Annotated in this window: 10 protein-coding genes; 3 read left to right on the top strand and 7 right to left on the bottom strand. The window is 58.6% G+C overall.

Features of this window, described 5'->3' with window-relative positions; translation table 11 throughout:
* Positions 1 to 103: 103 nt before the first annotated feature.
* Positions 104 to 2,782, bottom strand: a complete 2,679-nt coding sequence (gene polA, locus BLQ12_RS11310; RefSeq protein ID WP_092210758.1) for a DNA polymerase I — start codon at positions 2,780 to 2,782, stop codon at positions 104 to 106.
* Between the two features lie 287 nt (positions 2,783 to 3,069).
* On the opposite strand from polA, the gene BLQ12_RS11305 reads away from it, so the two are divergent.
* Together BLQ12_RS11305 and BLQ12_RS11300 are read left to right on the top strand one after the other, a co-directional pair.
* Positions 3,070 to 3,513, top strand: a complete 444-nt coding sequence (locus BLQ12_RS11305; RefSeq protein WP_092210757.1) for a CoA-binding protein — start codon at positions 3,070 to 3,072, stop codon at positions 3,511 to 3,513.
* A complete protein-coding gene (locus BLQ12_RS11300) occupies positions 3,479 to 3,709 on the top strand; it encodes a hypothetical protein (RefSeq protein ID WP_175469669.1) in 231 nt (76 codons plus the stop codon). Before BLQ12_RS11305 ends, BLQ12_RS11300 begins: the two co-directional genes overlap by 35 nt.
* 107 nt (positions 3,710 to 3,816) lie before the next feature.
* Here the strand turns inward: BLQ12_RS11300 and BLQ12_RS11295 are convergent, their stop codons facing one another.
* The 6 genes from BLQ12_RS11295 to priA form a co-directional block, all read right to left on the bottom strand.
* Positions 3,817 to 5,109, bottom strand: a complete 1,293-nt coding sequence (locus BLQ12_RS11295) for an NCS2 family permease (RefSeq protein WP_092210756.1) — start codon at positions 5,107 to 5,109, stop codon at positions 3,817 to 3,819.
* A gap of 359 nt (positions 5,110 to 5,468) precedes the next feature.
* Positions 5,469 to 6,176: a BamJ family beta-barrel-assembly machinery protein gene (gene bamJ / locus BLQ12_RS11290; RefSeq protein ID WP_092210755.1), complete on the bottom strand. Its 708-nt coding sequence runs from the start codon at positions 6,174 to 6,176 to the stop codon at positions 5,469 to 5,471.
* Positions 6,177 to 6,311: 135 nt separating this feature from the next.
* Complete coding sequence (locus BLQ12_RS11285) at positions 6,312 to 6,959, bottom strand: HAD family hydrolase (protein WP_092210754.1); 648 nt, start codon at positions 6,957 to 6,959, stop codon at positions 6,312 to 6,314.
* A gap of 93 nt (positions 6,960 to 7,052) precedes the next feature.
* Positions 7,053 to 7,754, bottom strand: coding sequence for a DUF1573 domain-containing protein (locus BLQ12_RS28195; protein ID WP_268815310.1), 702 nt, complete (start codon positions 7,752 to 7,754; stop codon positions 7,053 to 7,055).
* Between the two features lie 221 nt (positions 7,755 to 7,975).
* Positions 7,976 to 8,548 (bottom strand): metallophosphoesterase, encoded by a 573-nt coding sequence (locus tag BLQ12_RS11270; RefSeq protein WP_092210751.1) that lies wholly within the window; start codon positions 8,546 to 8,548, stop codon positions 7,976 to 7,978.
* 364 nt (positions 8,549 to 8,912) lie between these two features.
* Positions 8,913 to 11,336: a replication restart helicase PriA gene (gene priA / locus BLQ12_RS11265; protein WP_092210750.1), complete on the bottom strand. Its 2,424-nt coding sequence runs from the start codon at positions 11,334 to 11,336 to the stop codon at positions 8,913 to 8,915.
* A gap of 1,142 nt (positions 11,337 to 12,478) precedes the next feature.
* Between priA and upp the strand changes: the two genes are divergently transcribed.
* Complete coding sequence (gene upp, locus BLQ12_RS11260; RefSeq protein ID WP_092210749.1) at positions 12,479 to 13,105, top strand: uracil phosphoribosyltransferase; 627 nt, start codon at positions 12,479 to 12,481, stop codon at positions 13,103 to 13,105.
* Positions 13,106 to 13,162 lie beyond the last annotated feature (57 nt).

Here is a 13,162-nt window from a genome sequence, read left to right as displayed (position 1 = left end):
CCCGAGGAACGAGGGGCAAAGCGCAACGGCAATCAGCTTTCGAGGTGGCTCACCTCGCCGCCGGAGGCGTTTTTTTATGACCTATGGCCTATAACCTGTCCTTTTAGTGCGCCTCGTTCCAGTTGTCCCCCACTTCGATATTGACGGACAGGGGCACGGCAAGCTCCCAGACATTTTCCATGGCCTGCTGCATGAGGCCCTTCACCTCACTGACTTCCGATTCCGGGGCTTCAAAGACGATTTCATCGTGGACGCTCATGATCATGCGTGTGGCAAGATTTTTCTCTTTGATGATCTCGCTGCAACGGAGCATGGCCAGCTTGATGAGGTCGGCGGCGGTGCCCTGGATGGGGGTGTTGACGGCGGAGCGTTCGGCGAACTGCTTGACGTTGCGGTTGGCGCTGGTGATCTCGGGCAGGGGCCGGATGCGCCCCAGAAGGGTGCTGGTGGTTTTGGTCTCCTGGGCCTCTGCGATGCAGGTCTCGATAAAGGTTTTTACGCCGCTGTAGCGGGCAAAGTAGTTTTCGATGAAGCTCTTGGCCATCTTCTGGGTGATGGCCAGCTCTTTGGAGAGGCCATAGGGGCTCATGCCGTACATGATGCCGAAGTTCACGGCCTTGGCCTGGCGGCGCATCTCCCCGGTGACAAAAAGGAGGTCGCAGTCGAACATTTCTGCTGCGGTGCGCTTGTGGATGTCTTCGCCGGAGTTGAAGGACTCGATGAGAATGGGGTCCCCGGAGCAGTGGGCCAGAAGGCGCAGCTCGATCTGGGAGTAGTCGGCGGCGATGAGCTTTTTCCCTTGGGCCGGGACAAAGGCGCCGCGGATCATGCGGCCCTCATCGCTTCGGACGGGGATGTTCTGGAGGTTGGGGTTGGAGCTGCTCAGGCGCCCGGTGACGGCCACGGTCTGGTTGTAGGAGGTGTGGATCCGGTGGGTGGTCGGGTGGATCAGGCCCACCAGGGCGTCGGCGTAGGTGCTCTTGAGCTTTGCCAGGGTCCGGTAGCGGATGACCTGGGCCGGAAGGTCGTGCTTGGCGGCCAGGGCGGTTAAGACCTCCACGTCGGTGGAATAGCCGGTCTTCTTTTTGGTCTTCTTCTGGACGGGCAGTTCGAGTTTTTCAAAGAGAATGGCGCCGAGTTGCTGGGAGGAGTTGATGTTGAACTCTTCCCCTGCGAGTTGGTAGATGGTCGCCTCGATGGTGTTCATCTCGGTTTCAAAGGTCTTGGAGATGGTGACCAGGGCTTCTTCGTTGACGGCCACGCCGGTGTGCTCCATCTCGGCCAGGACATGCATCAGGGGCATCTCCATGGTGTCGAACAGCTCGGTGAGGTTTTTCGCCTCAAGTTCCTTTTTAAACTCTTCGGCAATCATCAGGGTGATGTCTGCGTCTTCGGCGGCGTAGGGCACGGCCTGGGAGAGGGGAACCTCGGAGAAGAGGAGCTGGTTCTTGCCTTTGCCCGCCACCTCTTCGAATTTAATGTTCTGATGGTCGAAGAGCTCCAAGGCCAGTTCGTCGAGGCCGTGGGAGCGCCGTGTGGGGTTTAAGAGATAGGAAGCGATCATGGTGTCGAAGGCGATGCCGGCAAGTTCAATGCCCGCGCCCTTGAGGACCAGGAGGTCGTACTTGATGTTCTGGCCGCACTTGGAGATGTCCGGGTCTTCCAGGATGGGTTTCATCACGGAAAAGACGGCCTCTTTGGAGAGCTGTTTGTCGGACTCCAGGCCGGTGTGGCCGAAGGGGATGTAGTACGCCTCGTGGGGCTCCATGGCCACGGAGATGCCCACCACCTCGGCCCGCATGGGGGACAGGTCCGTGGTCTCGGTGTCCACGGCCACCAGGGGTGCGGCTTTTATTTTGCCTGCCAGTTCGGCCAGGGCCTCGTCGGTGAGTACGGCGTGGTACTTTTTTGCCACCTTTTTCTGCGGCGCGCTGAACATCTTGATGTATTTTTTAAAACCCAGCTCCTTGAAGAGTTCAAGGAGGGTCTCGCCGTCGGGCTCGGGTACCACCAGGGCCTCTTCGTCAAAGGGAAGGTCGGCATCGGTTTTGATGGTGACCAGGTCCCGGCTGATGAAGGCCAGGTCTTTGTTGGTGATGAGGTTCTCTTTCTGCTTTTTCTTGGTAATGGTCTCCACCTGCTCGTAGAGGCCGTCCAGGGAGCCGAACTGGTTGATGAGGTCCGGGGCGGTTTTTTTGCCGATGCCCGGGACCCCGGGGACGTTGTCCGAGGTGTCGCCGGTGAGGGCCATGATGTCGGTCACCTGCTCGGGCCAGACCCCGAGTTTCTCCTTGACCGCGTCCCGGTCCAGGTAGACGTCCCGGGCCGGATCGGAGATGACGCAGGTCTCGGTGACGAGCTGCATGAAGTCCTTGTCCCCGGTGACGATGACCACTTCAAAGCCCTGGGACTCCGCTTTTTTGGCCAGGGTGCCGATGACGTCGTCGGCTTCGAGTCCCTGCTTTTCCATGGTGGGGATGCGGTAGGCCTCGGCCACCTTGTGGACAAAGGGGATCTGCGCCCTTAAGTCGTCGGGCATGGGGGGGCGGTTGGCCTTGTACGCTTCGTACATCTCGTGGCGGAAGGTGGGGCCCTTGGCGTCAAAGCAGATCACAGCGTGGGTGGGGGCAAAATCGTTCATCATCTTGACGATGATGTTGGTAAAGCCCAGCACCGCATTGGTGGGGAGCCCTTCGGCGTTGGTCAAGGGGGGAAGGGCGTGGAAGCTTCGATATATGTAGGCACTGCCGTCGATGAGGTAGATTTTTTTCTTGTCTGTCATGGGTGGATGGCTCCGGGGTTGATGGGGCGAGGCCTGTTGACAGGGGCCTTTCGTTGCATTACCTTCTGCACCGAACATCGTGATGGGATCATACGGCCGGTGAGCCGGGTGGTGATGCCCCTTTGGGTCTTTAAATATCGGGACAACCCTTAAAGGACACGGTGTCACTGTTTACGTGTCGGATTGTTTTGGTTTATGGGTCGATGAGAGCATTGCGCGGAAAAGCCGCCGCAATGGCGTATACCTACCATGAAAAGGGCCAAACGGCAAACACCCGGAGGTGAACCATGGCAGAGAAAAAAGGCGAGATCCTGGTCTCGGACCGGCAGATCAAAAAGGTGCTGGAGCAGGCGAAAACCATCGCGGTGGTGGGGCTCTCCCCCAAGCCCGAGCGGGATTCCCACGATGTGTCCAGGTACATGCAGCAAAACGGGTACGTCATCATCCCCGTGCGTCCCGCCCAGAAAGAGATCCTGGGGGAAAAGGCCTATAAAACCCTTGATCTGGTGCCGGGTCCCGTGGACATCGTGAATGTGTTTCGAAAAAGCGAAGACGTTATTCACCACGTGGATGAGGCCATCGCCGTCGGGTGCAAGGTGTTCTGGATGCAGCTCGGCATTGAAAACAGGGAAGCGGCTGAACGTTTGACCGATCACGGCATCGACGTGATCATGAACCGGTGTATCAAGGTGGATCATGCCTCGTACTTCAAAAAGAATATCCTCATATAAGCAAAAGAAACTCAAGGCCCAGGAATCGTCCTGCCACTGCTGCGGGAAAGGGGATCTCCCCTTTGCCTGGCGCTGCCGCTGTGGTTTTACCATCTGCCAGGAGTGCATGGACGAGAACGTCTGGGGCATGTCCTGCAACGGCATCACCTGGGAATGCCCGGACTGCAGCGCCCAGAACGGATTCGGGAATCAGTGAGACAGGCGATAGGCTTATAGGTCATAGATCATAAGGCTATAGGGAAAATAAAAAAGGGAGCGACCCGCAGCGGGCGCTCCCTTTTTTTGTTTTTTATGCGGCTTGCCCTACATGAAGAACTTCAGAACAAAGATGACCGCGATGATGTACATCACCGGAGAGACCGTTTTGGCCTTGCCGGAGAGGACCTTTAAGATCACGTAGCTGAGCATGCCGAAGACAATGCCCTCGGAGATGCTGTAGGTCAGCGGCATCATGAGGAAGGTGATAAAGGCCGGAAGGGCCTCGGTGGCATCGTCGAGGTCGATGTTCTTGATGGGGGAGAGCATGAAAAAGCCCACCATCACCAGGGCCGGAGCGGTGGCTGCGGCGGGGATCATGAGAAAGAGGGGGGCCATGAAAAGGGCCACGAAGAAGAGGCCGGCGGTGGTCAGGGAGGTGAGGCCGGTGCGACCGCCTTCTGCCACGCCCGAGGCGCTTTCAACGTAGGTGGTCACAGTGCTGGTGCCCATGCAGGCGCCGAAGGTGGTGCCGATGGCGTCGGCAAAAAGGGCCTGCTTGGCCCCGGGCAGACGTCCCTTCTCATCCAGCAGGCCGGCTTTGGCGCCGACGCCCACCAGGGTGCCCACGGTGTCGAACATGTCGATGAAGAGGAAGGTGAAGAGCACCACGGCCATGTCGGTGGTGAAGAGCTTGGAAAAATCGAACTTGAACATGATGGGTTCAAGGGAGGGGGGCGCGGAGAAGAGCTTTAATCCTTCCACATTGGTGACGCCAAGGGGGATACCCACGAGGGTGGCCACGACGATGCCGGCCAGAAGAGCCCCTTTTTTGTTCAGGGCCAGAAGGGTCCCGGAGACGATGATCCCGATAAAGGCCACCCAGACGGTGTGATCGGCCATGTTGCCCAGGGTGACGAGGGTGGGGTCGCTTCGGACGATGACCCCGGCACCCTTGAGGCCGATGAGGGCGATGAAGAGGCCGATGCCCACGGAGACCGCATTTTTGATGGAGATGGGGATGGCGTTGATGATGGCCTCACGCACGTTGAAAAAGGTGAGGACAATAAAGATAAGGCCTTCGATGAAGACTGCGGTGAGGGCCATCTCCCATGAGTAGCCCATGTTGAGGACCACGGTGAATGCAAAAAAAGCGTTCAAACCCATGCCGGGGGCCAGGGCAAAGGGGAGCTTGGCCACCAGCGCCATGACAAGGGTAGCCACAAGGGCGGACAGGGCGGTGGCGGTGAAAAGGGCCCCTTTGTCCATGCCGGTGGCACTCATGATGTCCGGGTTGACGGCCAGGATGTAGGCCATGGTCATAAAGGTGGTCAGGCCTGCGATCACTTCCGTCCTGACATCGGTTCCGTTCTCTTTGAGCTTGAAAAAGTTCTCCAGCATCTTCTTAGTAACCTTCCTGGTGGTTCACACATATCCCTGCCGTAGCGGGCAGGGTTCAACGTCTGCAAGGACCTTGTACCGGCCCTTTGCATCACTCCTTGTATCCACGGCGGGGCCCCGGTGATGGCGTGGTCATCCGGGGCGCCAAAAAAAAGAGTGCCGGTACAATGAAACCCTTGGATTTGCATGATACCGGCACGAGCTTTCTATACCACTATGTAAGCGGCAGGGAAAAGGCATTTTTTGAATGTGTTATCCCGTCAAGCGGGACGGCCCTTCATCCGTGTCTCTTTGCGGGGCTTGCGAAAAAGGCGGGACCAAGGGGTGCCGCCCGTGGGCGGCAGGTCCTGGGTGCCCCGTTATTCGGCGGAGGGCACGATCTCCAGGAGCTCCATTTCGAAGATGAGGGCTTCGTTGGGGCCGATCTTGGGGCCGTTGCCGTTGGCGCCGTAGGCCAGGGCCGGGGGAACGTAGAGCTTCCACTTGGAACCGGTTGTCATGATCTGGAGGGCTTCGGTCCAGCCCTTGATGAGGCGATCCACCTGGAAGGTGGCGGGCTCGTTGCGCTTGTAAGAGCTGTCAAAGACCGTGCCGTCGAGGAGCATGCCCCGGTAGTGGACCTTGACCTTGTCGGAGGCCTTGGGGGTATCGCCCTTGCCCTTGGTGATCACTTCATACTGGAGGCCGGACTCGGTGGTGGTGATGCCTTTTTTTGTTTTGTTCTCGGCAAGGAAGGCGTTGGCTTTTTCGAGGTTGTCCACGGTCATCTTGATGCGCTTGGCCTGCATTTTTTCGATGGCTTTGGTTTTGGTGGCCATCATCTCTTCGCTGGTCATGAGCTGCTCGTTGCCGTGAAAACCGTCCTGAATCCCTTTGATGAGGGCATCGAGGTCAAGTTCAAGGGCATTGGACTTGAGGTTGGTGCCGATTTCCATGCCGATGGTGTAACCGATCTGCTCATCAAAGCTTTTGAGGGCGCCTTCTTTCGCCTCTTCGGCCAGGGTGACGGTGACCAGTGTCAGGGTTATGAGCAGGGCAAGTGATGCAGAGATCAGGCTTTTTTTCATGTTAGGTGTCCTTTGGGTTACAAGTCGTTGGTTGGGATCTCCAGTAACGAAGGGATCCGGGGTACCATCGTATCTACAGGTTGGTGCTGAACAGTCTTTCTTTTTATGGAAAACGTGTCTGTGCGGCCGGGTGTGTCATGATGCGTTGCCCAGCCCCAGCAAGGGGGGGATTTCGTCAAGGCTATCCATGTGGGCATCGGCCGTGAGCTCCGGGTTGCCGAAAGCCACAAAGGGGACACCCGCGGCCTGGGCGGCGAGCTGATCCGTGGTGGAGTCCCCTATATAAAGGATCTCATGGGCCGCTACATCGAAGTGGTCCATGATCTTGTGGAGCTGGTCCGGGGCGGGCTTGGGGTGTTCGACGACCATGGAGGTGACCACCAGCTCAAAGAGGTCCGAAAGGCCGTGGAAGGCCAGGACCGCTTCCATGGTGTTGGCCCGGTTGGTGGCGATGGCCCGCTTGCAGCGGGGTGCAAGGGTGGTCAGGACCCGGATCAGGCTGGGCTCCATTTTCATATGGGGGATGAGGGAGGCGTAATCAAATGCGGCGGTTGCCGCACGCACCTCGCCCATGTCAACGCGTCCTTCAAACAGGTAGTCCAGGGCCTGGCCCACGGTGGCCATGTGGACGTAGCGAAACTGTTCGTCGCTCAGGGAGGGCATCCCGAACCGGTCGAGGATGGTGTTGTAATATATGCGGTTGGTCTCTTCGGTGTCGAACATGACGCCGTCGCAGTCAAAGGCGACCACACGGATGGCTTCGGGGGTGATTTTTTGTTTCATGCCTTAAAAGCCCCGGAGTGCGGGGCTTTCCATTGTAAATGTTGGTGACTTGATTGGTTATGGCATCGCAGCTGTGCAAGGTTGCGGCAGGGCCTAAGCCTTTTTGCGGATGTACAGGGTGACCTGGATCCTCATCTGCGGCCTGATCTTGCTGTCGGTGCCGATGGAAATGGCGCTGGAATACCGTCCTTTTTGGCTGGTGACGTTTTTCACGGTGAGTTCATACTCCTGGCCGTTTTTTCCCGCCACCTCCTCGACGTCCACCGTGAACAGCTTGGGGTCCATGGCATTTACCGAGAGGAGTTTAAAGGGGTATTCCTTGCTGGGAACGATGCGCACCTTGGCCGTGAGGTCCTGGCCCTCGGTGCCGATGAGGCGCACCTGGGCCGGGGTGATGGTGACGACCTTTTCCACATGCCCCTTGAAGATCAGGGAGGTGGTCTGGTGTTTGGGGTCGTTGGACTCCACCTGAATGTTGCGTTTGAAGTCCCGTCCCCCGTATCCCCGGGTGTTGCCGATGATTTTGATGGTTCCGCTGCCGCCTGGCGCGATTCGCTTCGAAAACGAAGCGGCGGTGCAGCCTCAGCCGGGCCTTACGCGGGTGATGCGGAGCTCTTCGGAACCACGGTTCTCGACGGTAAAGATGTGCTCCACACGCTGGCCCTCGGGGGCGGAGCCGAAGTCGAATTGTGCTTCGGGGATATGGATGGCAGGCCCTTTGGCTTGTTCCGCAGCCGAAAGGGGCAGGGCGGTGCAAAGCATGAAAAGCACCAGCGCCACTAATTTTTTGGACATGATTTCACCTCAGTATCGAACGTTGCTGTCGTCGCGGGGGGACGAAGGGGTGAGCATGAGGGCTCGGGCAACACATAACCGTACAGCTTAACGACCAAAGCCGGCTTCCCGTCGACACGCTTTTTGGGCTGGTACGTATCTTGAGAGTAAATAATCCCTCAAAAGAGGTGATGGTGTACAGTTATTTATTGCGCGAGCGCGGACTCGTTGCGTATCAGGTATCAGCATCGGCGCATAGTGTATGTTTCTCGCCGGGTGTTGTCAAGGTGAAGGGCGGACCCGGAGTCCTTCCTTACGGCATGGGGAAAGGTGATTTTACTGATCGTTTCTTTTTGGGTGTCAAGGAGGGCAAAGCTCGGGTCCCCGTTGGAGCCCATGATCTCTCCGGGGTTCAGGAGGGTGCAGCGTCCAATGGTCTCCTGGTGCCAGGTGTGGGAGTGACCGCAGCAGACCAGGTCGAAGTTGCCGGTGGCGGCAAAGGCCCGACCCACCTCCGGGTGATGGGTAAAGGCGATGCGGCAGCCCCCCAGGGTCACCTTTCCCACCACGTCATGGAGATGGATGTGGGAGAGCTCCTTGTAGGCGGCCCGGGCCAGGGTCAGGACGCTGCCGTCGTTGTTTCCGAGGACGCCGTGGACGGGTATGCCCGCTTTCTCTATGCGTTTGAGCATAAAGGGGGCCACAAAGTCCCCGCAGTGGATGATGGCCTCGGCCTTGGCGTCGGCGATAAGTTCAAGAGCGGTCTTCAGGTGCCAGATGTTGTCGTGGCTGTCGCTCATGATGGCAATGCGCATGGTGGTGTTCCTTGAAATCCTATGGCGAATGCATGGAGGTATTCATTATGCAAGCGTTCTCGGGGCATTCGCGTGATGTGTGACATGTGGCAACTGTTTTTGCAGGAGAGGCCCATTTTATCCTTCTGGAAACACGATGAAGGGTATTGGGGACTCGCTTGACTTTAACCGGAATAACTCCGGCGGTTAAACGGTTGCCAATTTTTGAGCCGGGGTCAGCAAAAAGGTCTTAAGAATTCTTCATGAATGAATGTTGCGCTTAAGGCGGATGTGCTTTTCCCCGAGGAACGAGGGGGAAAGCACATTCGCAACCTGCTTTCAAGGTGGCACACCTTGCCGCCGGAGGCTGTTTTTGCTCCCAGCTTTATCCCAGGGCATAGGGGTCCACGTCGATGGAGATGGAGACGCCGGAGAAGCCGCCCTCCTTGCGAAAGGCGGCCAGGGCGTCGGTGATCATTTTTTTCATGGCCGACGGGGACTCTCCTTTCAGGAGGATCTGCCAGCGGTAGCGGTTCATGGCGCGGGTCAGGGGGGCTTCGGCGGGGCCCATGATGGCGATGCCCTGGTCGGGGCGGCGTTCCCAGAGGAGCCCGGAGAGTTTCTGGGCGGCGGTGCGGCATCGTCCGCTGTTTTTGTCGGCGATGCGCACCAGGATAATCCGGGTGAAGGGGGGGTAGGCCAGGGCGCGGCGGAAGCTGGTCTCCTGGGTGTAGAAGGCGTCGGCATCGTGGTCCACGGCGCAGCCGATGGTGAAGTGATCCGGCACGTAGGTCTGAAGGATCACCCGGCCGGGTTTGTCGCCTCTGCCGGCGCGTCCCGCCACCTGTGCCAGGAGCTGGAAGGTGCGTTCCCCTGCCCTGAAATCGGGAAGGTTCAGGGCGGTATCCGCACAGATGACCCCCACCAGGGTGATGTCGGGAAAATCGTGTCCCTTGGCAATCATCTGGGTTCCCACCACGATGTCCACCTGCTTTTCCCGGACCCCTTTCAGGATTTTGAGCAGAGAGCCTCGCCGGGCGGTGGTATCCTGGTCCATCCTCGCAACATTTTTATGGGGAAAGATGTCCTTGACGGCCTCTTCCACCTTTTCCGTGCCGCTGCCCAAGAGTTTTATCTTGTGGCCGTTGCAGATGCGGCAATGGGTCTTGGCCGGCTCAAAATAGCCGCAGATGTGGCAGCGAAAGGCGTTCACCCCTTTGTGGAAGGTCATGGAGACATCGCAGTGCCTGCATTTCAGGGGCTCACCGCAGTGGGCACAGATGGGCGCGCCGGAGAAGCCGCGCCGGTTCAAAAAGAGCAGCACCTGTTCGTCCCGGTCCAGGGTCTGGGTCATGGCCTCCACGAGGCGGGGGGTGAGAAAGGTGTGGATACCGGGCAGGTCTTTGTATTTTTTCAGGTCCACCACCTCGATTTCGGGCATGGGTTTCTGGTTGACCCGCTTGGTGAGGAGCACCTCTTTGAATTTTCCGGTGCGGGCGTTCCAGGCCGACTGGATGGAGGGGGTGGCCGATCCCAGGAGCACCACGGCCCCTTCCATGCGGGCCCGGACAGCGGCCAGGTCCCGGGCGTTGTACCGGAGGCCGCTCTCCTGTTTGTAGGAGCCGTCGTGTTCCTCGTCCACCACGATGAGGCCGATGTCGGTCAAGGGGGCAAAGATGGCCGAGCGGGCCCCGATGACCACGCTGACCCGCTTTTCGGCGATTTTTACCCACTGGTCGTAACGTTCCCCGTCGGAGAGGCCGCTGTGGAGGACGGCGATGCGGTCCCCGAAGCGGGCCTTGAAGCGGCGATCGGTCTGGGCGATGAGGGCGATTTCGGGCACCAGCACCACGGCTGTCTTTCCGGCGGCAAGGGCGTCCTCCACCAGCCGCATGTACACCTCGGTCTTCCCGCTCCCCGTCACCCCTTTTAAAAGGAAGGTGGCGTAGCCGGAGGTCAGCTGGGCAGATACCGTGGAGACCACCTGCTGCTGTTCGTCGGTGAGGGACGGCGGCGTGTCGGGCACGATCTCTTCACCCAGAGGGGAGCGTTCCACACGGTCTTCGGAGAGGTGGATGAGCCCCATCTCCACCATGGGCCCCAGGGTGCTTTTGGCCGAAGGCAGCTTTCGGTTGAGGTCGGCCCGGGCCGTGGGGCCGTGGACGCGAAGGAAATCCAGGAGGAGCTGCCGTTTTTCCGTGACCCCTTTTTTGGGGAGGGGACCTGCGGCGGCTTCGGCCACGGTCTCCATTTTGGCCCTGGCCCGTGCGGTGCTGAGCTCCCGGGTGACCGTGACCCATCCCTTGTTCTCGAGGACCTTGATGAGGGACCGGGGGATGGGCGGTTCACTGTCCAAAAGCTGCTTGAGGGGGACCGGGGTGCTTCCGAGGATGTCGATGAGTTCTTTTTCCGCCTCCGGGCAGGCCGGGTCGTCGGCGGCGCGTGTTCCGCTTGTCGTCAGGGACACCACCTGGCGGTCAACCACGTTGAGGCCACCGGGCAGGGCCGTTTTGATCACATCCCCCATGGGGGCGATGTAGTAGTCTGCGATCCACTGGAACAGGGGGACCATGCCGGGGGTGAACAAGGGGCAGGGGTCCAGGGTGTCGATGATCTTTTTGACCCGCATTTTTTTGCTGGGCGGTGCAAAGGCCGTGATGTACCCCGTGACGGTGCGGCGCCCGAAAGGCACAAGGACCCGGGACCCCACGGCTGCATGGGGGCGCAGGTGATCCGGCACCAGATAGGTGTAAGGGCCGGAAAGGGGCAGGGTTACGGTGACCTGGGCGTAACAGGTGGCGTCGGGCATGGAAGTCTCGGTTTGGGGTAAAGGCGGCTCGGCCCGGCGCTGTGTGCGCCGCTTGTTCAAAGGGCAGGCCGTGGGTTGTCTGTGTCGCCGGCACGCAGGCTCGGTGGTGAATCGCCACCACTATAATGATGCGATTGAAAAAAGTCACCCCCCAAAGCGGTCCCGGCAGGATCCGGTCCTGGCGGCTGCCTGTACGTGGTCCGGCAGGGCCACCTTCATACTGGATCGGGGTGAAAACCACAAGCCCGGGCGGTGAATACAGAAGGCGAACGCCTTAGGGGCCAGTTCAAAAACAAATCATTCATGAACCGCAGATTCATAGAGAAACCAGAGAAAACCCCAAAGCACGCCTTCTATGGTTGAAGCCTGATGAACCACAGGGGCAAGATGGCTCAGGTAAAAACAAAGGCGATGCCTCCGGCGGCGAGGTGTGCCACCTCGAAAGCAGACTGCGAATGCGCTTTTCCCTTCGTTCCTCAGGGAAAATCACATTCGCCTTTGATTTTGGTTGGCCTGAATCTGTTTTTTAAAACTTGTTTATTAAACTTTTTAAAAGTTTAGCCCCCGGCAGGGCCGCCGGAGGCATCTTTCACTTGGCTGCCTCCGGCGGCAAGGTGGGCCACCTTGAAGGCAGACTGCGAGTGTGCTTTTCATTCTGGGTATGTTGAGAAAATTTTGCCGGATAGGTGTTTACAAAACGTTTCGAAAGCTTGGCCCCGGGCAGGGGCGACGGCCAAGCCGTTGTCGGGTGGTGCAGCTCATTGAACATAAAAACAGGTTGAAATCCTGGGACGCTTTTTATATACTTCGTTGATTTTGCCGTGAGGTCCGGGTGGGTTTTTGGTAAATACACTAAAGAGTCCGATGGGTTGTGCCGTCCGGCGTGGCAGGCATGGGGCTGACTGGTTTCGGAACGGAGCCGATGCAGCCGGGAGCTTGCGCCACGATGCGTGATCTTAAATCCGGCGGAGACCCTTTATCCGGCGGCCCTTCAATTTCCGGGGAGCCCGGGGCGCACCATGGCAAAACAGACAGAAAATGGATGCCCGGGCAATGCAGGACACCGCTCCAAGGCGGTGGCGTTTCTGCCCGGCGATCAATAAATAGCGCGACATTTAAGCATTTGGCTTCAGGAGGATCCCATGGCCGTACATATTGCAGAACACCCCCTTATCAAACACAAACTGGGTTTGATGCGTGCACGAAATATATCCACCAAAGATTTCAGGGACCTTTCATCAGAGGTTGCCCGCCTTCTCACCTACGAAGCCACCAAGGATCTGGAGACCGAAGAGGTTGAAATCGACGGATGGGCCGGTCCCGTTACCGTGGAGCGCATGAAGGGCAAGAAGATCACCATCCTTCCCATCCTCCGGGCCGGACTCGGTATGATGAACGGGGTTATCGATCTGATTCCTTCGGCCAAGGTCAGCGTGGTGGGGCTCTACAGAAATGAAGAGACCCTTGAGCCCGTGGTCTATTACGAGAAGATGGCAGGGGAGATGGACAAGCGCATCGCCTTGATCCTGGACCCCATGCTCGCCACCGGCGGTACCCTCATCGCCACCATCGACATGTTGAAAAAGGCCGGTTGCAACAGCATCCGAGGTCTCTTTCACGTGGCGGCACCCGAGGGCATCAAGCGGGTGACCGACGCCCATCCGGACGTCGATATCTATGTGGCCGCCGTGGATGAGCGGCTCAACGAAAAAGGGTACATCCTCCCGGGCTTAGGTGATGCCGGGGACAAGATATTCGGTACCAAATAGCTTTTTCAGAGGGGCATGTGCCCCTCTTTTTTTATGCCCTTTTGGCGGCGGCGGGCC

The organism is Desulfoluna spongiiphila (assembly GCF_900101345.1).
Taxonomy (GTDB): domain Bacteria; phylum Desulfobacterota; class Desulfobacteria; order Desulfobacterales; family Desulfolunaceae; genus Desulfoluna; species Desulfoluna spongiiphila.
This window is presented reverse-complemented; position numbering and strand designations above follow the sequence as displayed.